The sequence below is a fragment of the Halopseudomonas nanhaiensis genome, from assembly GCF_020025155.1.
Lineage (GTDB): Bacteria > Pseudomonadota > Gammaproteobacteria > Pseudomonadales > Pseudomonadaceae > Halopseudomonas > Halopseudomonas nanhaiensis.
Genome location: NZ_CP073751.1, coordinates 922034 through 943738 on the forward strand (window position 1 = coordinate 922034; position 21705 = coordinate 943738).

Genomic DNA, 21705 nt, shown 5'->3' on the forward strand with positions numbered 1-21705 from the left:
TCAGACGAAGTACAGGCTCAGACCTTCGGCGATGAACGCCGGCTTGTCCACACCCTCGATTTCCAGCGTGTTCTTTGCCTTGATCAGCCACTGCCCCGGATTCTTTTCTGTGACATCGAGCACCTGCACGTTCAGGCGTACCCGCGAGCCAACGCGGACCGGCTGGATGAACCGGAGGCTGTCCAGTCCATAGTTGACCGCCATCTTCAGACCTTCGGGCCGGATCAGCAGGCCGGCGGACAACGACGGGATCAGCGACAGCGACAGGAAGCCGTGGGCAATGGTGCCGCCAAACGGGGTCTGCTTCGCCTTTTCCTCATCAATATGGATGAACTGATGGTCGCCAGTGCATTCGGCGAACTGGTTAACGCGCTCCTGATCGATGGTCAGCCATTCCGAGTGACCAAGGTTCTTGCCGATGTACGATTTGAGTTCGGATACGGGGACGGCGCTCATGCTCTTCTCCATGTTCTGTTGTAGCCCGGATCGATGGCGAGCCGGGCTCGATGGGGGATGCTACCCTCAACACAGGTTTCGGGTGTTGTCGCATGGTTGCAAGGCCGTCCGGTGGGGTCAATCGTGCTCGACCTGGATAGGTTTGCTGAATGACACGACCGAATTCTTGATCACCTGCTCAGAAGGCGTTCCGACAGTTAATGACAGACAAGATTGCGCTTTTCCCGCTCAAGAGCATCCTGTTTCCTGGATGCGTGCTGGATCTGCAGATTTTCGAGGCTCGCTATCTGGATATGGTCAGCCGCTGCTTCAAACGGGACGAAGGGTTCATCGTCGTCCCGCTTGAATCCGGGCCGGAGGCAGGGTCCGGTAATCTTCGGTTCAACGCGCTGGGCTGCGAGGCGCGAATCATCGATTGGCAACAGCGCGACAACGGCTTGCTGGGTATCCGGGTGCAAGGCCGGCGTCGTGCACGCATCAGCGATGTGAGTGTGGCTGGCGACGGCCTTATAGAGGCAGACCCGCACTGGGTCGACGAGCTCACCGACAAACCTCTGGGGCCGGCGCAGGCGGACCTGCTGGCGTTACGGGACAGCCTCATGCAGCATCCGATGGCTGCGAGTCTTGGGCTGGCGCCGGTGGATGACAGTCAGCAGCGCCTCGGTTATCAGCTGGCGTTCCTGCTGCCGTTTTCACTGGAACAGAAATCAGCCCTGCTTGCGATCGACGATGCCGAACAGCGTCTCGAGCAGATTGGTGACTGGCTGCAGGCGTTGCAGTCATGACCAGCCGGGCGAGGTGATCAGCGCCAGAGCCGCCGCGATCAGTGGCCACGTAGCAATCATTAGACCCGGCCAGCGATTCAGCGCCTGCACCGGCGCCCCTCTCTCGACCAGCCACAAGGCGAGGCTTGCGGCAAAAGCCGCCTGCACGACTGCCGACACCGCGGTGAGCGGGGCAATGGTCAACGGTGTCAGGCCGGCTGCGACGATGCCGGCAATCAGCGGCGTGCAATACAGTGCCCAGCTTACGCGTGTCCAGAATCCCTGCTCGCGATTGCCCAGGACCGCGCAGGCGATGACCAGGCTCAGCGTCAGCGCAATGACCGGGCTCTGCTCCGATGCCCGCACTATCCAGCTGGCGGCCAAGCAGCCAGAAATGGTCAGCGCCACATAGGCCAGCTGCCGCCAGTGCGCCGTTAGCAACAGGACCGTGCCGATACCGGATACCAGCAGCATCAGAAAGAACGGCTGGTCCAGCGGTGCCAGCAGCTGCCTTGCCAGCGCGGGCAGGCCGCTGCCCGGCTGCTCCAGCCAGCCCGCTACCGTTGCGTTGAAGATATGTAGCCATGGGCTGGCCATGGCGATGCCGATCAGCCCCGCCAGGCTGAGTCCGGCCACTGCGAGGGTGGACCAGCGCTCCTGCTTGCGCAGCGCCATCAGCGACAGCGCGGTGAATGCGATGAGGCCGCCCGCGAGTGCCAGCGTCTGCGTCCAGAAGAATTCCGGAACCGGCCAGTTCAGGGCGCTGCCGGTAACATAACCGGGCAGCAGGTACGCCGGAGCCCAGAGCGCTGCTGAAAAAAGATTGATCGCGACGAAGCGCCAGGTTGGCATGTCGAACATCCCCGCCACGAGAGGAATGACAGGTCTGATGGGTCCTACGAAGCGTCCGATCAGGACACTCAGCACCCCATAACGGCGAAAGAACGCTTCGCCGCCGTCGATCCACTGCGGGTGCTTGCGAAATAGTCCGAGGCGGCGGATATCCTGATGGAATATCCGGCCGAGGGCGAAGCTGATCATGTCGCCGCACACTGCGCCGGCGAAGGCCCAGGCAAGGACCCCAGCCAGGCTGAGGTGCGCGCTGCCAGCCATTGCCGCCGCCGCGAACAGCAGCGCTACGCCTGGCACTACAATGCCCGCGATTGCCAGCGATTCGAGCAGTGCTATGAGGAAAATGGCTGGGCCGAGCCAGCGAGTGTGCCCGGAGAGCCAGGCAATTACATCGCCGGTCAGGCCTCCTTCCATGGCGCTCCACCCCCGAGCAGGTGATAGTGGTTGCCTTCCAGACGCGTCCGACCCAGCGGCGACTTGGTGCAATGGCGGGCATGCGCAGCGTCGACGAAGCGATAGGGCAGATGCTCATCGCGCCCCGGCGGAATGCCCAGGCGGGTGGTCTGGATGATCTGAGACGGGCACTCGCCCGCATCGTCCACGAAAAACACGGCTGGGTCGAACCCCTGGGCGTTCCAGTGGGGCACCTTCAGGTCGAGTGCCTTGCAGAGCAGGGTTTGTCCGGCGCAGAGCTTCTCGATCGGACGCGGTTCGCCGTCGCGCGCGGGATTCAGTTGCTGCATGGTTCGGACGCTGTCTGCTCCGCTGACCACGTCGACATGGGGGAACGCGCTTTTTATGAGCACAGAATTGCCGGGTCCGGCAGCGCTGAAGTTGAGCGAATCGCCGCCACGCGCGTAGTACATGTAGATCGTCCCGCCGCCCGCGAACAGCGCGCGGCGGTTATGGGTATAGCCGAGCGAAGCGTGACTGCCGCGCTCGTCAAGCATATACGCCTCGGTTTCGATGATGCGCGCCGACAGCCACATATCGCCGTGTTTTCTGCGCAGCACCTTGCCGAGCAGGTCGATGGCTACCTGCCGTGCATCGCGGTCGAAGAAGGAGTCGGGCAAGGGTCGGGCCGAGGGCCAGGGCAGAGGTCTTTGCAACATATGCAGATCATAGCAGGTTCGCCCTGTCCAGCCCCTCTGGCGACCGGTATAATGCCGCTTTTGCTTCGCCGGGCACTCGAGACAGGATGAACACAGAGCAGATCTCCCAGTACATGACGGGCCTTGGCCAGCAGGCACGGAAGGCTTCGCGGGTTATTGCGCGCGCCACCACCGCGACCAAGAATCGCGCCTTGCTCGCCACCGCCGAAGCGATCGTGTTGGCCAGCGACGAGCTGATTCGCGCCAATGCGCTGGATCTTAAGGCCGGGCGCGACAACGGGCTGGATGAGGCCATGTTAGACCGTCTCGCACTCACGCCTGCCCGCCTCGATGCGATGGTCGAAGGCTTGCGCCAGGTGGCGGCACTGCCGGATCCGATCGGCTCGATTCGAGACATGAAGTTTCTGCCGTCCGGCATTCAGGTTGGCCGCATGCGGGTGCCGCTGGGGGTGATCGGCATCATTTACGAGTCCAGGCCCAACGTCACTGTCGAGGCGGCCAGCCTGTGTCTGAAATCAGGCAACGCCTGCATCCTGCGCGGTGGCTCGGAGTCGATTCATTCCAATCAGGCGATTGCTGCATGCTTGCGCCAGGGACTGGATGCAGCCGGGTTGCCGCAGGCTGTGGTACAGGTAGTCGAAACCACCGATCGGGCGGCCGTCGGCGAACTGATCACCATGCCCGACTATGTTGATGTAATCGTGCCGCGTGGCGGCAAGGGCCTGATCGAACGGATCAGCCGCGATGCCAGAGTCCCGGTGATCAAGCATCTCGACGGCATCTGTCATGTGTATGTCGATGACCGTGCCGATCTGGACAAGGCCGAAGCCATCGCCTTCAACGCCAAGACGCACCGCTATGGCGTCTGCAATGCCATGGAGACGCTGCTGGTTCACCGCGCAGTGGCTGACGCCTTTTTGCCGCGCATCGCCCGTCGTTACGCGGAGAAGCAGGTCGAGCTGCGAGGTTGCGCGCTGACCCGGGCGATCCTGCCGGAAGCGATCGCCGCGACCGAAGCAGACTGGACCACGGAGTATCTCGCACCGATCCTGGCGATCCGTGTAGTGGATGACATGGACGCTGCCATCGAGCACATCAATACCTACAGTTCGCAGCATACCGACGCGATGGTGTCCGAAGACTTCACCCGGGCGCGGCGGTTTCTCGCCGAGGTCGATTCCAGTTCGGTGATGATCAATGCCTCCACCCGCTTCGCCGACGGGTTCGAGTACGGCCTGGGTGCTGAAATCGGCATCTCTACCGACAAGATCCACGCACGGGGTCCGGTCGGCCTGGAAGGGCTCACCAGCGAGAAATACGTCGTGTTCGGCGACGGGCATATCCGTCAGTGACAGCGCCATGAACCGCCGCATCGGCCTGCTCGGAGGAACCTTCGATCCGGTGCACAACGGCCACCTGCGCAGTGCGCTGGAGGTGCGCGAATGGCTTGGACTGGATGAGCTGCGTCTGGTGCCAAGCGCCCGACCGCCACACCGGGCGATACCCGGTGCGGACGCCGAACAGCGGCTGGACATGGTGCGACTGGCGGTGCGCGGTGATACGGGCCTGCAGGTCGATGACAGAGAGCTCCTCAGAGAGCGTCCGTCGTATACGGTTGAAACGCTTGAGCTGGTACGTGCCGAAGCGGGCACCGATGCCGCGCTGTTTTTCGTTCTGGGATGGGATGCCTTCTGCGCGCTGCCAAGCTGGCATCGCTGGCCGGAGCTCCTCGATCTGTGCAGCCTGGTCGTGCTGCAGCGTCCGGACTACGACCTGGAAGTGCCCGAGGTACTGAAGGATCTCATGGCCGCGCGCAGCGTGACCGATCCCGCCGAAGCCCGCGCAACCCACGGGGAGATCATCCCGCTGGTGCAGACGCCGCTGGCTATTTCCGCCACCCATATTCGCTCACTGCTGGCAGAGCGCCGTTCACCGCGCTTTCTGTTGCCGGATGCAGTGCTTGACTATATTGAAACCAAAGGGCTGTACCAGCCCTGACTTGAGGATTTGATTCCGAATGCAGATTGATGACCTTATCAAGCTTGTGGAAGACGCTCTGGACGAAATGAAGGCCAAGGACGTGGTCCGCATTGACGTGCACGAGCTCACCAGCGTAACCGACTACATGATCATCGCCAGCGGCACGTCCAACCGCCACGTCGGCTCGCTCAGCGACAACGTCGTCGAAAAGGCCAAGGCGGCCGGTCGACAGCCGCTGGGTGTCGAAGGCAAGGAGTCCGGCGAGTGGGTGCTGGTCGACCTGGGCGATATCGTGGTGCATGTGATGCAACCGGCCACCCGCCAGTTCTACGACCTCGAGCGGCTGTGGCAAAGCGCCGAATCGCGGCGGGCGCAGCAGCAACAGTCCGAGTCTGCCGAGTAAGCCGGTTTGCGCATACGCCTGGTCAGCGTGGCATCGCGGATGCCCCGCTGGGTCGAGGAAGGCTATCAGGAATACGCCAAGCGGCTGCCTGCTGATCTCGCGCTGGACCTGGTCGAAATACCGCTTGCAACACGTGGCAAGAATGCCGATATTGCCAGGCTGATGCGGCGCGAAGGCGAGCAGATGCTCGCGGCGGTGCAACCGGGTGATCGCATCGTTACGCTGGAAGTGACGGGCAAGCCCTGGTCAACCGAGCAGCTGGCGGAGGAGCTGGAACGCTGGCGCCTGGAAGCGCGCAACGTCAACCTGATGGTGGGCGGCCCTGAGGGTCTGGCCGATCAGGTGGCCGCGCGGAGCGATCAGCGCTGGTCGCTGTCTCCGTTGACGCTACCGCATCCATTGGTACGTATCGTGCTCGCCGAACAGATCTATCGTGCCTGGACCATTCTGAACCGACACCCCTACCACAAGTGATACATGGCCAAGCCGATTCATCTCAAGGACCATTCCGTCGATGCCCGGGTCGTCCAGCAGCGCGTGATCCTCGCCGCAGTAGTGGTGCTGCTCATGCTTGCCGCGCTCATCGCGCGCCTGTATCACCTGCAGGTCACCCAGTACGAACATCACACTACGCTGTCGGAAAATAACCGGGTTCACGTCCAGCCCATTCCGCCGGCGCGCGGTCGGATCTACGATCGCAACGGCAAGGTGCTGGCAGACAACCGCCCAAGCTTCAGTCTCAACATCACGCGCGAGCGCGTGCCGGATCTCCCTGCCACCTTCGAGTTGCTGCAGACGCTGCTCTCGCTGCCCGACGAAGACCTGGAGCGCTCCCGCAAACGATTGATGCAGGCACGGCGGCCGTTTGAATCGGTGCCGGTGATGTTCGAGCTGACCGATGACCAGATCGCCCGCATCGCAGTCAACCAGTTCCGTCTGCCGGGTGTTGAGGTGCAGGCGAGCTTCGTTCGGCATTATCCGTACAGCCATCATTTCGCCCACGCGGTCGGCTACGTGGGTCGTATCAACGAGCAGGAGCTCAAGCGGATCGATCCGGTGGCTTACGCCGGCACGCACTATATCGGCAAGACCGGCATCGAGCGCTACTACGAGGAGCTGCTTCACGGCACGGTCGGCTACGAGGAAGTCGAGACCAACGCGCGTGGGCGGGTGCTGCGGGTGCTTGATCGGACCGACCCGGTGTCCGGCCGGGATCTCAGTCTGCATCTGGATTCCCGATTGCAGGCAGTCGCCGAGCAGGCGCTGGGCGATCGGCGCGGCGCGGTAATCGCGATTGAGCCGGCGACCGGCGGCGTGCTGGCCTTTGTCAGCAAGCCGGGGTTCGATCCCAACCTGTTCGTTACCGGCATCAGTTTCAAGGACTACGGCGCGCTTCGCGACTCGCTGGACCAACCGCTTTTCAACAGGGTGCTGCGCGGCCTGTACCCGCCGGGCTCCACGGTCAAGCAGATGGTGGCGCTGGCCGGACTGGATTCCGGCGTTGTCGGCCGCGGCAACCGCGTCTTCGATCCCGGCTTCTATCAATTGCCCAATCACAGCCACAAGTATCGCAACTGGAACCGTGGTGGTGACGGCTGGGTGGACATGCGGCTGGCCCTCGTGCGGTCCAACGACACCTATTTCTATGACCTGGCACACAAGCTGGGCATTGATCGGCTGCACGATTACCTGAGCCGATTCGGGCTGGGCAGCAGAGTATCGATAGACATGTGGGAGGAGGCGGCCGGTCTCATGCCATCACGGGACTGGAAGCGCGGCGCGCGCCGGCAACCCTGGTATCCCGGCGAGACACTGATCACCGGTATCGGCCAGGGGTACATGCTCGCTTCACCGTTGCAGCTGGCCCAATCCGTTTCGCTGATCGCCAATCGTGGTGTCTGGAAGCGTCCGCGCCTGCTCATGCACGCCGACGGGCAGGGGCCGGATGAAAGTGGCACGCCCCCGGACATCGTCCTGAAGAATCCCGACGACTGGCAATTCATCATCGATTCGATGCGTGACGTCATGCACGCGCCCAACGGCACGGCACGGGCGGCTGCGCTCGGTGCGCCCTACGAAATGGCCGGCAAGACCGGGACCGCGCAGGTGGTGGCGATCGCCCAGGGCGAGCGGTACGATTCCAAGGCGCTACAGGAGCGTCATCGGGATCACGCGCTCTTCGTCGGCTTCGCACCGGCGAACGATCCGCGCATTGCGGTGGCGGTAATGGTCGAAAATGGCGAGTCGGGTGGCCGCGTCGCCGCACCCGTCGCCCGCGAGCTGTTCGATGCCTGGCTTCTGCCCGACCCCGAGCCAGCCGAACTGACGGTGGAGACGCAACCATGACGAGCTGGGCAGCGACGCGAGCCGCAACCGGGGGCAAGGTCGGCCTGAAGAAGCGCACGCCGTTCTGGCAGCGTATTCACATCGACCCCTGGTTGCTGCTGCTGATCCTGGTTCTCGCTGCAGTAAGCGGCTTCGTGCTGTATTCGGCCAGCAGCAAGAGCTTTGCCATGCTCTACCGGCAAGCGGTCTATTACGCCATAGGGCTGACCGCTATGGTGGTCATCGCCCAGTTCCAGCCGCGCTTCATGCAGCGGTGGGTGCCGGTTGCCTACATTGCAGGCGTGCTGCTACTGCTTGCCGTACTGCTGGTCGGCACCGAAGCGAAGGGCGCTCAAAGGTGGCTGACCATCCCCGGCGTCATTCGATTCCAGCCGTCCGAGCTGATGAAGCTCATCATGCCGATGAGCGTTGCCTGGTATCTGAGCCGTCGCACGCTGCCTCCGGGGTTCAAGTACGTGTGTGTGACCCTGGCGCTGATCTTCGTACCCGTCGTGCTGATTCTGAAGCAGCCCGATCTTGGTACCTCGCTGTTGATTGCATCAGCCGGGATATTCGTTCTGCTGCTGGCCGGCCTGCGCTGGCGCTACATCATAGGTGCCCTGGTGCTGCTGGTACCGGCGGCGGTGCTCATGTGGTTCTTCGTGCTTCATCAGTACCAGAAACAACGGGTGCTGACCTTTCTTAATCCGGAAAGCGACCCCCTGGGCACCGGCTGGAACATCATTCAGTCCAAGGCTGCGATCGGTTCGGGCGGTGTCTTCGGCAAGGGATGGTTGCAGGGCACCCAGTCGCACCTGGATTTTCTCCCCGAGGGTCATACCGATTTCATCATTGCAGTGCTCGCCGAAGAGTTCGGTATGGTCGGCGTCTGCCTGCTGCTGGTCATCTATCTGTTGGTTGTCGCGCGCGGCCTGGTCATTACGGTGCAGGCGCAGGACAGTTTTTCCAAGCTGCTGGCGGGCAGCCTCACGCTGACGTTTTTCGTCTACGTATTCGTCAATATCGGAATGGTCAGCGGCCTGCTGCCGGTGGTGGGCGTCCCGCTGCCGCTGATCAGCTACGGCGGCACCGCACTCGTGACCCTGCTGTCTGGCTTTGGCATCCTTATGTCGATTCACACCCACCGTAAGTGGATGACGCAGGGATGATGAGCATGCATACAAAACGCACCTGGACTCCAATGAGACATATACCAATGAATCGGCTGCGCGGCCTGATCGCCGCACTGGCGGCCCTGTGCAGCTCGGCGGTCGTCGCCGCCGACTACGATAGTGAACATCCGGCGGTCGAACCGTTCGTGGCCGAGATGCAGACAGAGCACGGCTTCAGTGCCGATTACGTGCGCGGCCTGCTGGCTCAGGCCGAGCGCAAGCAGTCGATCATCGACGCGATCTCTCGCCCGGCAGAGCGGGTCAGACCCTGGCATGAGTATCGGGCGATCTTCATTACCGACAAGCGGATCGAACGGGGGCTGGCGTTCTGGGAGGAGCATCGCGAGGCGCTCGAGCGCGCCGAAAAGACCTACGGCGTGGAGCCGGAGATCATCCTGGCGATCATCGGTGTAGAAACATTCTATGGCGGCAACAAGGGTAGTCATCGGGTCATCGACGCGCTGACCACCCTGGGTTTCGATTACCCGCCGCGGGCCGATTTCTTCCGTCGTCAACTCAAGGCCTATCTGGTACTGGCACGTGAGCAGAACGTTGATCCCCTGAGCCTGACCGGATCCTATGCCGGCGCCATGGGCTATCCGCAGTTCATTCCGAGTAGCTATCAGGCCTTCGCCGTGGACTTCGACGAGGATGGCACGACCGACATCTGGAACAACCCGGTGGACGCCATTGGCAGCGCGGCAAACTATTTCCACGAACATCGCTGGCAGCACCGTGCGCCGGTAGCGATACAGGCGAATGTGCAGGGAGACGATTTCCGGCAGGGCTTGACCATCCCCGATCTCGAAGCCCGCCACAGTGTCGCTCAACTACGCGAATGGGGCTGGCAGCTTCCGGATACGCTGTCTGACGAAGCGAAGCTCATGGCGTTCGAATTCGATGCCGGCGAGCAGATGCAATACTGGGTCGGGCTGGATAACCTTTACGTCATAACGCGCTACAATCGCAGCGTTATGTATGCCATGGTGGTCCATCAGCTAGCCGAGCTTCTGCGAGAGGCAAAACAACAATGATCCTGCGCCTGTCCGCTTCCTGTCGGCTGCTAGCCATAGGCAGCCTGGCTCTGCTCACAGCCTGTTCTTCACGACCACCCGCACCCGTGGCGGGCAATGCGCCGGCGCCGCAGTCCGGTGGCTACAGTCGTGCGCACGACGGGCCGCCGGAACATTTCAAGGATGTCTCGTCGATTCCCGATGCAGTGCCCACACCCCATACCGGTCGCTACAAGGCCACGCCGTATGAGGTGCTTGGCAAACGCTACACGCCGATTCAGAACGGCTTCGATTACCGCGCCGAAGGTCCGGCGTCCTGGTACGGCAGCAAGTTTCATGGCTACCACACCGCCAACGGGGAAGAATATGACCTCTATGGCATGACCGCTGCGCACAAGACGCTGCCGCTACCCACGTACGTGCAGGTCACCAACCTCGAGAACAACCGCAAGGTCATCGTGCGGGTCAACGATCGGGGACCGTTCTACTCCGACCGCATCATTGATTTATCCTACGCGGCCGCGGCCAAGCTGGGCTTCGCCGACAAGGGCACCGCGCGAGTACGGGTCGAGGGCATCGACCCCGTGGCATGGCAACAGAAAAACAATCCAGGCTATCTGGTCAAGACGCAGCCGGCGCCACAGCCACAGATGCAACGATCGGTGGTCGACTCAGGCGGCAACGGATACTTCCTGCAGCTGGGCGCATTTTCCTCGGCGCAGGCGGCTGAACAATTGCGGGTACGGCTGCAGACGCTGGTCAATGCCAATGCGTTCGTATCGCCGGTGCAGACCAATGGTCAGACGCTGCATCGTGTGCGTGTAGGGCCGCTAAGCAGCCGCGATGAGGCGCAGCGCGTCAGCGAAACGCTGCGCACTGCCAACGTCGGCAGCGCCACCCTGGTCACATCCAACTGATTCGTTTTTATTTACCTCAAGTGAGCACCATGCTGAAGAAATTCATTCAAGCCCTGCTGGTTTCCGGCTCTGTCGTCATGACTCTCGCCGTGTCGGCGCAGACCCCCACTCTCAACTCCCCGGTGCCGGGTCCCGAGGCCGCCGGGCCGATCGTCCCTACCGCGCCGCAGCTCGCCGCGAGCAGCTATCTGCTGATCGATGCCCAGAGCGGCAAGGTCCTCGTTGAGCACAACGCCGATGAGCCGCTGCCCCCGGCCAGCTTGACCAAGATGATGACCAGCTACATTGCCAGCCTCGAGATACAGCGGGGTCAGATTGGCGAGGAAGACATGGTGCTGGTCAGCGAAAAGGCATGGCGCATGGGCGGCTCGAAGATGTTCATCGAGGTCGGCACCCAGGTACGCGTGATCGACCTGCTGCGCGGCATCATCATTCAATCGGGCAACGACGCCAGCATCGCCATGGCCGAGCATATCGCTGGCAGTGAAGAGGCCTTCGCCGATCTGATGAACAGTCATGCGCGCCGTCTGGGCATGACCAATACGCATTTCGAGAACGCTACTGGCTGGCCCGCAGATGGCCATCTGGCCAGCGCCCGGGATCTGGCAATACTCGCCAAGGCAATCATCCGCGACGATCCGGAGCACTACCAGATCTACAAGGAGAAGGAGTTTTTGTGGCACGGTATCAAGCAGCCCAATCGAAACCTGATGCTGTGGCGCGACAGCACGGTTGACGGACTCAAGACCGGTCACACCGAGGAAGCCGGTTATTGTCTGGTGTCTTCAGCCGAGCGTGACGGCATGCGTCTGATTTCAGTCGTGATGGGCACGTCTAGCGAGGCAGCGCGCGCGGCGGAAACTCAGAAGCTTCTGACCTGGGGCTTCCGCTTCTTCGAGACCCGCGCCTTCTACCAGCCCGGCCAGGTAGTGTCGTCCGCGCGCGTCTGGGCAGGCGCGCAGGAGCAGGTCGAACTGGGTCTGAGCGAAGGCCTGGTGTTGACCATGCCCCGCGGCCAGATGGACAAGCTCGAAGCCGGCGTATCGGTCAACAGCGCCATCAAGGCGCCGATCGCCGCCGGTGACGAGCTGGGCCAGGTTGAGGTCAAGCTCGGTGATGAAATTGTCCATACGGCTCCGCTGGTGGCTCTCCAGGCAGTGGAGGAGGCGGGAATCTTCGGTCGCCTGTGGGACACCATCCGCCTGTTCTTCTATAACCTGTTCAACTGACGGAGCCGAGCGTGAACACGACTGCCGAACCGCCACGTATCGAATTTCCCTGTCGTTACCCGATCAAGGTCATCGGTGAGGCGGGAGACGGGTTTTCCGAACTGGTCATCGCGATTGTCGAGCGTCACGCCCCCGATGGCGACACCCGGCTGGTCGATGTACGGGACAGCAAGAATGGCAGGTTCCTGTCGGTTCGGGTGGAACTGACCGCTACCGGCCCCGATCAGCTGCAGGCGCTGCATGCCGAGCTCAAGGCCACTGGCCGGGTGCATATGGTTCTGTGATGCCGCCGCCGCTGATCGTTCGCGAGTTGGGTCTGGTCGATTACGAGCCGACGCTTGAAGCAATGCGTCGGTTTACCGCAGAACGCGACGTAAACACCCCCGATGAGCTCTGGTTGCTTGAGCATCCGCCGGTCTTTACCCAGGGACAGGCGGGCAAGGCCGAACATCTGCTTGCACCGGGCGATATTCCGGTTGTCCAGGTGGAGCGCGGCGGTCAGGTGACCTACCACGGTCCCGGGCAACTGGTGGCCTATCTGCTGATGGATCTGCGCAGGCTCGACATCGGCGTACGCGATCTCGTTACCGCGATGGAGCGCAGCCTGGTCGACGTGCTCGCCGGCTATGGCATTGAGGCGTCGCCGCGTGCGGATGCCCCGGGTGTCTACGTCGGTCCGGCCAAGATCGCCTCGCTTGGCTTGCGGATTCGGCGCGGCTGCTCCTTTCACGGCCTGGCGCTGAACGTGGATATGGACATGTCTCCGTTTCGCCGGATCAACCCCTGCGGTTACGCTGGTCTGGCCATGACGCAAATGGCCGATCTGCTCGATTCGGCACCTTCATGCCAGCACGCTGCCGGCAGGCTGGAGCAGGCATTGCGACAACAACTCGGGTATACTGCGGGGCCCTGAAGGCGCACAACGCCCATGTCGAACCCCTCACAAGGTGGGTCACCTCCAATGGAACAGCAGTCCGATACGTCGGTGGGTCTGGCCCAGCCGACCAGCAAGCAGAAAGTCGAAGCCGGAGTGAAACTGCGCGGAGCCGAGAAGGTTGCGCGGATACCGGTCAAGATCATTCCCACCGAGGAATTGCCGCGCAAGCCGGACTGGATCCGCGTGCGCATGCCGATCAGCCCCGAGGTCGACCGTATCAAGCAACTGTTGCGCAAGCACCGCTTGCACAGCGTGTGCGAAGAGGCGTCCTGCCCGAATCTGGGCGAGTGCTTCTCCGGCGGCACGGCGACGTTCATGATCATGGGCGATATCTGCACCCGCCGCTGTCCGTTCTGTGACGTCGGCCACGGGCGGCCCAAGCCGTTGGATGCCGATGAGCCACACAACCTTGCTGTGGCCATCGCCGACCTGAAGCTCAAGTACGTGGTGATCACTTCAGTGGACAGGGATGACCTGCGCGATGGAGGTGCTCAGCATTTCGTCGACTGCCTTCGCGAGATCCGCAAGCTGTCACCAGGGGTTCAGCTCGAAACGCTGGTTCCGGATTACCGTGGTCGGATGGACGTGGCGCTGGCGATCACCGAACAGGAGCCGCCGGATGTGTTCAACCACAATCTCGAAACCGTGCCGAGACTGTATCGTGCGGCGCGGCCCGGTTCGGATTTCGAGTGGTCGCTGGACTTGCTGGAGAATTTCAAGAAGCGGGTTCCGCACGTGCCGACCAAGTCCGGCCTGATGCTCGGGCTCGGCGAGACCGACGAGGAAGTGATCGAGGTCATGCATCGGCTGCGCGAGCATGAGGTCGACATGCTTACGCTCGGCCAATATCTGCAACCCTCGCGCAACCATTTGCCGGTGCAGCGTTTCGTTCACCCGGACACCTTCGCATGGTTTGCCGAAGAGGGTGCGAAAATGGGTTTCCGCAACGTCGCTTCGGGGCCTCTGGTGCGCTCCTCCTACCACGCGGATCAGCAGGTCCACGGCACCCGGATCGGTTGATTTGCTGCTCCGGACTCAGCTGTCCGGAGTCAGAGGTTGCTGAGGCTGTTGTGGTGACTGGGCACGCAACGCTTTCAGCAACGCCTGGGTCGCATAGCCGTCAGCCGGCCAGCCCTGAGTCTGCTGAAATCGCCGTATGGCCTGACGGGTATTGGCGCCAAGAATGCCGTCAACGCCGCCCGGTTCGAATCCCGCGGCCTGCAGCCGCTCCTGCAACTCATAGCGCTCACTGCGTGACAGTGGCTGGTCCTGGGTGGGCCAGCTCGCCTTGACCCGTCCCTCGCCCTGCAGACGCTCGGAGAGCAGGCCGATCGCCAGCGCATAGCTGGTCGAATTGTTGTAACGCAGGATGCTGCGGAAATTATTGAGGATCAGAAATGCCGGACCGCGGTGTCCGGCCGGCAACAGGAGGCTCGCATGGCGTTCAGCCAGATCAGCGTCGAGTGTCTCGCCATCCACCTTCACCACGCCTAGCTGAGCCCACTCAGACACCGTCTTGCGCACCGACATGTCTGCCAGGCTGTAATCGAAACCGCCAGGCACGGCAACTTCCATTCCCCACGGCTGACCCGGCTGCCAGTTCGACGCGCTCAGGTAGTGCGCAGCCGAACCCAGCGCGTCGGCACTCGACTGCCACACATCGCGCCGCCCGTCGCCGTCGAAGTCCACGGCGTAGCGGTTGTACGTGCTGGGGATAAACTGCGTCTGACCCATGGCACCGGCCCAGGAGCCGAGCATGTTCTCCGGAGCGATATCGCCGTTGCGGACGATGTCGATGGCCGCCAGCAGCTCGGTTCGAGCGAAATCCGGTCGCCGTCCTTCATACGCCAGCGTCGCCAGCGACCGCATGACGTTGCGGTCTCCGATATTGTTGCCGAAATTGCTTTCGAGTCCCCATATGGCCACAAGCACATGACGATCCACGCCATAACGTTGCTCGATCGCCTCGAGCGCCTGCGCGTGGCGGACCAGTAATCGTTGTCCGGTCCCCAGGCGCTGCGGTGACAATGCCCCCTCGAGGTATTCCCACACCGGCCGGGTGAATTCGGGCTGGCTACGGTCGGCGCGAATGACCGCCGGATCCGGTTCCATGTCCGCGAAAATACGTTCGAACAGCTCGGGGGGCACCCCTTGCTCCATTGCGAACCCGCGGAACTCGGTACGCCACTGGGCGAAGCTTTCCGGCCGTATCGGTTCGTCCATCAGCAACGGGACAGCTGCCGGCGCAGGCGCGGTTGCTTCGGTCGCGGTCTGCACGGCACTGCTGCCGCAGGCACTCAGCAGGGTCAGCCCTAGCGCGGACGCCGCGAGGGCCTGGCTGATGGAACAATTCAAATACGCCTTCTTGAGCATGCATCTTTTCCAGCGGCAGGGTGTGCGTCCACTGTAGCATGGGCGTATGCGCCCGGGTAAAGCGGCGGCGTCTGCATCAGGCGGATATATTTTTTTACCGAGTGATTGACGAACAGGGCTCCGCTTTGGACATTCGCTTGGTATGCTATGCGCCCGATGACGTGGCGGCGTAGCCCGCCATTACCAATGCGGGCCACGCCATTGGCGGTATGCTTATGCTGGATGGCCATTCGGCGCCGCATAGGCTCGCTGCGGCGCAAGCGTGCTGTCCAGGCATAGGGAAGTGGGAACAAGAACAGGAATATTGATGAAATTTCCGACCGGTAAGATGGCGTTCGCTGTCGGTGTGGTACTCGCTTTCGGGTTTGCTGCGATCCAAAGCCCTGATTATCAGATGTCCGGCTTCGCCTTCCCGGAGGCATCAGCCAGAACCTCCGAAGCGCTGGCCTCCAAGCTTGATGCAGCGCAGCTGACTGCACACGTTTCAGAGCCGATCTACACGCAGGCGTTCGCGTCCTCCGAGTTGGATGAGTTCGTGCACGCGCCGTCGATCACAGCGTTGCCCGAAGGGGGTCTGATGGCGGTCTGGTTTGCCGGCTCGCGGGAAGGAGCTGCGGACGTGCAGATTCGGTCAGCTCGTTTCGAGCCCGGCAGCGGCTGGGCCGACGAGCAGGTGCTGGTCACCCGTGAGATGACGCGGCGGGCAGTGGGCAAACCCATTCGCAAACTGGGCAACCCGGTCATCGCTCTGGCGCCCGATCAGCGTCTGTGGCTGTTCTATGTATCGGTATCGCTCGGCGGCTGGGCCGGCAGTTCGATCAACAGCATGGTGTCCGAGGATTTCGGCCAGACCTGGTCCGAGCCCAGGCAGATGGTAACGTCGCCGTTCACCAACATCAGCACTCTGGTGCGTTCCGCGCCGGTGTTCCACGCCGACGGTTCGATCGGCCTGCCGGTCTATCACGAATTCCTCGGCAAGTTTCCCGAGTACCTGTATCTCAGTGCCGATGGTCGAGTGCAGGACAAATTCCGCATAGCGGACGGCACGAACTCGCTGCAGCCTACCATTGTGCCGCTGTCCGCCGATCGAGCCATTGCGCTGCTGCGCTATGCCGGGCGACGCGGGCATGCGCTGGCTGCGGTGACCGAGGATGCCGGGCGAACCTGGAGCGAGGAACGAGCGGTGACTCCCTTCAACCCCAATAGCTCGCTGGCCGCCGTGCGTTCGCATCGCAACACGCTGCTGGTGGCTCAGAACAACCTGGTCGATGGCCGTTTCCGGCTGAGCCTTGACGAGTCCACTCCGAGCCTGAGCGCCTGGTCGCTGGTTGCGGAGCTGGATGCCTCGCCCGATCGCGAAGGGGACCCGTTCCCGCGTGCGGTCTACGAGCCCCTGCTCACGGCTAAGTTTCTCGCATCCAGCGGAGAGCGCCGCAGGCCGCTGCTGGACGAGTTCATCGCCGAGCTGGATAAGCGTATGTGCCGCGATGACCGTTGCGTATTCGAATACGAGTATCCCTACATGATTTCAGCAGCCGATGGCGCTTTTCACCTGGTCTACTCCTGGAACAACAGCTTCATCAAACATGTTTCATTCAACGCCGACTGGCTGGAGGCCCACCAATGATCTTCACCAGTTGGGTCGCCTACCTCAGCTTTGCATTCATCGTGTTCCTGATCATTCCGACTGCGCGACTCGCACCCGTCGCAAGGTGGGGAATCCTCCTTGCTGCGCTGTTGATAGGCGCGGTGCCACTCCCGGGCGGGATGCCCCTGGCGGGTTATGTCCGGGCAGTGACCGACGACCTGGCTATCACGACACTGGCACTGCTCGGCGCTGCGACGCTGCAGCGCCTGGGGTGGCTAGGAAGTCCCCGATCGTGGCATCAGCTGCAGACATACCTGCTGTTCGTCATAGCCGGGGTGGTGCTGTATCCCGCTGCGTTGGGAATGAGCATGTTCGATCCCTACCGCTGGGGTTACACGCCGATGATCCTGATTGGTGTCACCGGCGCGATCGCATTGGCAATGGTCTGCCTGGAAAACCGCCGGCTGGCTGTGGTCCTTTCGTTGGCCACAGTTGCGTTTGCCTTGCAACTCAAGGCCTCACCCAACTACTGGGACTACATCGTGGACCCGCTGCTTGTGCTGTTCGCCGTCGTCGCAACCGCACGCTGGATGGCGCTGCGCTTGACCGGACGGCACGCAACGGCTTGAACGGCACGCTGGGCGGGCCGGCGCGCGCACCGATAGTCATGATCTATTGGTCCATGCTAAAGTGCCCGCCCTGACCATGACCGACACGTGTAGACGAACCATGCAAGGTATCCCCAGGCTTACGCCACCGTAGCTCTCGCCCCGCGCGGCACCTGTCCGCGAACGCGCCACTCTGTAGTCAGACGTGTCTGACTATTCGCAACACTCGATCAATACGATTCTGCCACCTGACCTGAGCCCCCGCGCTACGTCATGTCTGCGCGTTCTCAGCAATGCGCCTGGATCGGAGTAATTCTGGACATCGTATGAACCTGCAAACTGTGCGACAAGAATGGTTTTTCAACCTTCGGGGGGATCTGCTCTCCGGACTCGTGGTAGCCTTGGCGTTGATCCCGGAAGCGATCGCGTTTTCCATCATTGCCGGCGTAGACCCGCGTGTGGGCCTTTATGCCTCCTTCAGCATCGCCGTGGTCATCGCGTTCACCGGCGGACGCCCGGGTATGATTTCGGCGGCCACCGGCGCGATGGCGTTGCTGATGGTCACGCTGGTCCGTGAACACGGACTCGAATACCTCCTGGCCGCCACGCTGCTGTGCGGCGTACTGCAGATCATCGCCGGATATCTAAAACTGGGCTCGCTGATGCGCTTCGTATCGCGCTCGGTAGTCACCGGTTTCGTCAATGCCCTGGCGATACTGATTTTCATGGCGCAGCTGCCCGAGCTAACCGATGTGACGTGGCACGTCTACGCCATGACCGCCGCCGGCCTGGGCATCATCTATCTTTTCCCGTACCTGCCGGTCATCGGCAGGACCATCCCGTCGCCGCTGGTCTGTATCCTCGTGCTGACCGCGATCGCCGTCTACCTCGGACTGGATATACGCTCCGTGGGCGACATGGGCGATCTGCCGGACACACTGCCGATATTTCTCTGGCCGGACGTGCCATTGAACATCGAGACGCTGATGATCATCCTTCCGTATTCCGCCGCGCTGGCCGTGGTGGGTCTGCTGGAATCGATGATGACGGCAACGATCGTCGATGATCTGACCGATACACCCAGCGACAAGAACCGCGAGTGCAAGGGGCAGGGCGTCGCCAACATTGGCGCTGGCCTGCTCGGTGGCATGGCTGGCTGCGCGATGATTGGTCAGTCGATCATCAATATCAAATCGGGCGGCCGCACGCGTCTTTCGACACTGTCTGCCGGGGTGTTCCTGCTGTTGATGGTGGTGTTTCTGGGCGACTATCTGGCGCTGATCCCGATGGCTGCCCTGGTCGCGGTCATGATCATGGTGTCGATCGGCACCTTCAGTTGGGATTCGCTACGCAACCTGCGAAAGCATCCTCTATCGACCAACATCGTCATGGTTGCCACCGTCGCGGTGGTGGTGGCAACGCACAATCTGGCGTACGGCGTGTTCGTCGGGGTGTTGCTGGCTGCGATGTTCTTCGCGAACAAGATCGGTCACTTCCTGTATGTCGGCAGTGAAGCCAATCCCAACGGTACCGAACGCGTCTACCAGGTTGTCGGCCAGGTGTTTTTCAGCTCTTCCGACAAGTTCATTGGCTCCTTTGATTTCAAGGAAGCCCTTGAAAAGGTCACTATCGATCTGAGCCGGGCGCATTTCTGGGATATCACCGCTGTCGCTGCGCTGGACAAGGTCGTCATCAAGTTCCGGCGTGAGGGCGCCGCGGTGGACATCGTTGGCATGAACCAGGCCAGCGCCACCATCGTCGACCGATTCGGCGTTCACGACAAACCGGACGCCGTCGACCAGTTGATGGGTCACTGAGGAGAACAACAATGACCACATCCTGTGTTCTGGCCTGTATAGACGGGTCCAACTCCACCCCGGCAGTCTGTGACTATTCGGCCTGGGCAAGCCGGCAGCTGCAGGCGCCGCTCATGTTGCTGCACGTACTCGATCACGAGCCGTCTCCGGCCCAGCGCAACCTGTCCGGCAACATCGGGCTCGGTAGTCGCGAGCACTTGCTTAACGAACTTGCCGACCTGGATGAAAAGCGCGCCAGATTGATGCGAGAGCAGGGCAGTCTTCTGCTCGAAGCGGCGATGGAACGGGTTCAGCAAGCCGGAGCCAGTGAGCCGTTCAGCCGGCAGCGTCACGGCGCTCTCGTCGATACGCTCGCCGAGCTGGAGGACAGCATCCGGCTGCTTGTCATCGGACGTCAGGGCGCAATGGGTGATTCCCTCGGGGATCACGTCGGCACCCACCTGGAGAGCGTGATCCGTACCATGCATCGTCCCGTGCTGGTCACGGCCGGTAATTTTCGTCCGCCCCGGAGCGTGATGATTGCTTTCGACAACGGGCCGAGCACTCGCAAGAGCGTGGATATGATTGCAGGCAGCCCGTTGTTCCGGGGGTTGCCTATTCATCTGGTGATGGTGGGTGCCGATACCAATGATGCCTGGGAAGCGGTCCGTTCGGCTCAGCAGCAGCTGGAGCGGGAAGGTTTCTCGGTGCAGGCCACCATCCGCGCGGGCGACGTCGAGAAGGTCCTGCTCGACTACGAGGAAGAACAGGACATCGACCTGATCGTCATGGGCGCCTACGGTCATTCCCGCATTCGCCGCTTCTTTGTAGGCAGCACGACCACCAACATACTTGCCCATACCAGGCGGCCGTTGCTGCTGCTTCGCTGAGCGAGGGCACCCGCCCGGTCAGCAGGAACGCCGCACCGCCGAGTACGCCAACAAGGCCGCGCCGGCGGTAGCAACGGCGAGGCTGCCGACGATCGTCGCCGGAAGCGCCTCGGCGTCGAGCATGAACCCTAGCAGGATCGGCGCGAAGGCGGTGGAGAGCACCATGATCGCCTGCATGACCGAACGGATGGCGCCAATGTGGCGAATTCCGTAACGCTCCGGCCAGAGCGCGCCGAGCGTTGCATTGATCGAGCCCTGGCTCAGCCCCAACAAGCCGAGAAACACCACTGGTACCCAGCCCGCGCCGGCAAACGTCAGCGTGATCAGCGCTGCGAGCATTGGCAGGAGCGCCAGCGGCAGCATGCGCTGGGCCGTGATGCGGTCTATTGCGGGTCCGGCGACCAACAGGCTGATCATATGCCCGGCGCCGTAGGCGAAGAACGCCGTGGCGAAGGCATCCGCCGGCCAACCTTTCAGCCCGGCGATGGCTGCCTGGTGGAACAACAGCGCGGTGACGATGAATGGGACGGCGATAGTGGCCGGAAGGAGCAGATAGAAGCACGGATCAGCGAGCACTTCTGCCCGTGTCTTGCCCGGCATGGCCTGCGTGTCGGCTGTCTGGCCAGCCTGGGGATGGGTGGCATGGCGACTCAGGTGGAGCAGGGCGGGAAGAAGTGCGAGCAGCACGATCAGACCGCTGGCCAACCAGGCCCAACGCCAACTGGTCAGTACGATCAGCAGACTGATCAGCATCGGCAGCAGCGCTTCGGACAACGGGTACCCGGCAGCTGCAAAGGCCACGGCCTTGCCTCGCTGTTGCGTGAAGTAACGCCCCGCCGTACTCATGCCGATATGCGAGAGCATCGCCTGTCCACCGAAGCGGACCAGGAAGAAACCGGCCCAGACCATCGCCGCGTGCAGCGCGCCGCCCAGCATCAGACAGCCCGCTGCGAGTACGAAGGCTGCCAGCAGGGCGACGCGCCGCAGCGTCCAGCGATCGACCAGCCCACCGAAGCGCAGCAGCAAGGCTGCGGCACCCAGGGTTGCCGTACTGTAAAGCAGGCCGTACAGGGAATGGCTCAAGCCGAAGCTGCTACGCAGCGCGTCGCCAAACACGCCCACCAGGAAGGTCTGGCCGAAGCCGGACCCCGCCGTACAAAGCAGCGCGAACAGGCCGAGCGATGGGTTTTCCCGCAGAAAGCCGGGGAGTGGTGGGCGCTTCAATGGATTGTCCCGATACGGTTTTTCGGACGATTTCGCCGGTTCGACAACATCTTCGACAAAAGTGCG

Annotated in this window: 22 protein-coding genes; 17 read left to right on the forward strand and 5 right to left on the reverse strand. The window is 62.2% G+C overall.

Annotated features, from left to right (window positions below; translation table 11 throughout):
- Nucleotides 1–456, reverse strand: coding sequence for a MaoC family dehydratase (locus KEM63_RS04110; RefSeq protein ID WP_223654931.1), 456 nt, complete (start codon nt 454–456; stop codon nt 1–3).
- Between the two features lie 200 nt (nt 457–656).
- On the opposite strand from KEM63_RS04110, the gene KEM63_RS04115 reads away from it, so the two are divergent.
- Nucleotides 657–1241 carry an LON peptidase substrate-binding domain-containing protein gene (locus tag KEM63_RS04115; RefSeq protein WP_223654932.1) on the forward strand — a complete coding sequence of 195 codons (585 nt, stop codon included), beginning with the start codon at nt 657–659 and terminating at the stop codon, nt 1239–1241.
- Here KEM63_RS04115 and KEM63_RS04120 read toward each other — a convergent pair.
- Both KEM63_RS04120 and KEM63_RS04125 read right to left on the reverse strand, forming a co-directional pair.
- The gene (locus KEM63_RS04120; protein ID WP_223654933.1) at nt 1236–2486 is read right to left on the reverse strand and encodes a DedA family protein; all 1251 of its coding nucleotides are present in this window, start codon (nt 2484–2486) and stop codon (nt 1236–1238) included. The two genes, KEM63_RS04115 and KEM63_RS04120, sit on opposite strands and share 6 nt — an antisense overlap.
- Complete coding sequence (locus tag KEM63_RS04125; protein WP_223654934.1) at nt 2471–3184, reverse strand: DNA-3-methyladenine glycosylase; 714 nt, start codon at nt 3182–3184, stop codon at nt 2471–2473. Before KEM63_RS04125 ends, KEM63_RS04120 begins: the two co-directional genes overlap by 16 nt.
- Before the next feature lie 86 nt (nt 3185–3270).
- Between KEM63_RS04125 and KEM63_RS04130 the strand changes: the two genes are divergently transcribed.
- The 12 genes from KEM63_RS04130 to lipA all read left to right on the forward strand — a co-directional run bounded on the left by KEM63_RS04130 (nt 3271) and on the right by lipA (nt 14180).
- Nucleotides 3271–4536: a glutamate-5-semialdehyde dehydrogenase gene (locus KEM63_RS04130; protein WP_223654935.1), complete on the forward strand. Its 1266-nt coding sequence runs from the start codon at nt 3271–3273 to the stop codon at nt 4534–4536.
- Between the two features lie 7 nt (nt 4537–4543).
- Nucleotides 4544–5182 (forward strand): nicotinate-nucleotide adenylyltransferase, encoded by a 639-nt coding sequence (nadD, locus tag KEM63_RS04135; RefSeq protein ID WP_223654936.1) that lies wholly within the window; start codon nt 4544–4546, stop codon nt 5180–5182.
- A gap of 19 nt (nt 5183–5201) precedes the next feature.
- On the forward strand, nt 5202–5567 hold the full coding sequence (gene rsfS, locus KEM63_RS04140) for a ribosome silencing factor (protein ID WP_223654937.1): 366 nt from the start codon (nt 5202–5204) through the stop codon (nt 5565–5567).
- A 6-nt stretch (nt 5568–5573) separates the two neighbouring features.
- Nucleotides 5574–6041 (forward strand): 23S rRNA (pseudouridine(1915)-N(3))-methyltransferase RlmH, encoded by a 468-nt coding sequence (gene rlmH / locus KEM63_RS04145; protein WP_223654938.1) that lies wholly within the window; start codon nt 5574–5576, stop codon nt 6039–6041.
- Nucleotides 6042–6044: 3 nt separating this feature from the next.
- A complete protein-coding gene (gene mrdA / locus KEM63_RS04150; RefSeq protein ID WP_223654939.1) occupies nt 6045–7913 on the forward strand; it encodes a penicillin-binding protein 2 in 1869 nt (622 codons plus the stop codon).
- Complete coding sequence (gene rodA, locus KEM63_RS04155; RefSeq protein ID WP_223654940.1) at nt 7910–9061, forward strand: rod shape-determining protein RodA; 1152 nt, start codon at nt 7910–7912, stop codon at nt 9059–9061. Before mrdA ends, rodA begins: the two co-directional genes overlap by 4 nt.
- Nucleotides 9062–9066: 5 nt before the next feature.
- Entirely contained in the window at nt 9067–10098 is a 1032-nt protein-coding gene (mltB, locus tag KEM63_RS04160) for a lytic murein transglycosylase B (protein ID WP_423747831.1), read from the forward strand.
- The gene (locus tag KEM63_RS04165; RefSeq protein ID WP_223654942.1) at nt 10095–10994 is read left to right on the forward strand and encodes a septal ring lytic transglycosylase RlpA family protein; all 900 of its coding nucleotides are present in this window, start codon (nt 10095–10097) and stop codon (nt 10992–10994) included. The genes mltB and KEM63_RS04165 overlap by 4 nt, the downstream gene beginning before the upstream one ends.
- Nucleotides 10995–11071: 77 nt before the next feature.
- A complete protein-coding gene (locus KEM63_RS04170; RefSeq protein WP_423747850.1) occupies nt 11072–12223 on the forward strand; it encodes a D-alanyl-D-alanine carboxypeptidase family protein in 1152 nt (383 codons plus the stop codon).
- A gap of 11 nt (nt 12224–12234) precedes the next feature.
- Complete coding sequence (locus KEM63_RS04175; protein ID WP_223654943.1) at nt 12235–12507, forward strand: HP0495 family protein; 273 nt, start codon at nt 12235–12237, stop codon at nt 12505–12507.
- Nucleotides 12507–13136 carry a lipoyl(octanoyl) transferase LipB gene (lipB, locus tag KEM63_RS04180; RefSeq protein ID WP_223654944.1) on the forward strand — a complete coding sequence of 210 codons (630 nt, stop codon included), beginning with the start codon at nt 12507–12509 and terminating at the stop codon, nt 13134–13136. Before KEM63_RS04175 ends, lipB begins: the two co-directional genes overlap by 1 nt.
- 48 nt (nt 13137–13184) lie before the next feature.
- The gene (gene lipA / locus KEM63_RS04185) at nt 13185–14180 is read left to right on the forward strand and encodes a lipoyl synthase (protein ID WP_223654945.1); all 996 of its coding nucleotides are present in this window, start codon (nt 13185–13187) and stop codon (nt 14178–14180) included.
- A 15-nt stretch (nt 14181–14195) separates the two neighbouring features.
- Here the strand turns inward: lipA and KEM63_RS04190 are convergent, their stop codons facing one another.
- The gene (locus tag KEM63_RS04190; RefSeq protein WP_223654946.1) at nt 14196–15533 is read right to left on the reverse strand and encodes a lytic murein transglycosylase; all 1338 of its coding nucleotides are present in this window, start codon (nt 15531–15533) and stop codon (nt 14196–14198) included.
- A gap of 307 nt (nt 15534–15840) precedes the next feature.
- Between KEM63_RS04190 and KEM63_RS04195 the strand changes: the two genes are divergently transcribed.
- The 4 genes from KEM63_RS04195 to KEM63_RS04210 all read left to right on the forward strand — a co-directional run bounded on the left by KEM63_RS04195 (nt 15841) and on the right by KEM63_RS04210 (nt 20415).
- Nucleotides 15841–17160, forward strand: coding sequence for a sialidase family protein (locus tag KEM63_RS04195; protein WP_223654947.1), 1320 nt, complete (start codon nt 15841–15843; stop codon nt 17158–17160).
- Nucleotides 17157–17750, forward strand: coding sequence for a hypothetical protein (locus tag KEM63_RS04200; RefSeq protein WP_223654948.1), 594 nt, complete (start codon nt 17157–17159; stop codon nt 17748–17750). The genes KEM63_RS04195 and KEM63_RS04200 overlap by 4 nt, the downstream gene beginning before the upstream one ends.
- A gap of 305 nt (nt 17751–18055) precedes the next feature.
- Nucleotides 18056–19546, forward strand: a complete 1491-nt coding sequence (locus KEM63_RS04205) for a SulP family inorganic anion transporter (protein WP_223654949.1) — start codon at nt 18056–18058, stop codon at nt 19544–19546.
- An 11-nt stretch (nt 19547–19557) separates the two neighbouring features.
- Entirely contained in the window at nt 19558–20415 is an 858-nt protein-coding gene (locus KEM63_RS04210) for a universal stress protein (RefSeq protein ID WP_223654950.1), read from the forward strand.
- Between the two features lie 18 nt (nt 20416–20433).
- Here KEM63_RS04210 and KEM63_RS04215 read toward each other — a convergent pair whose 3' ends face one another.
- The gene (locus tag KEM63_RS04215; RefSeq protein ID WP_223654951.1) at nt 20434–21639 is read right to left on the reverse strand and encodes an MFS transporter; all 1206 of its coding nucleotides are present in this window, start codon (nt 21637–21639) and stop codon (nt 20434–20436) included.
- Between the last annotated feature and the right edge of the window lie 66 nt (nt 21640–21705).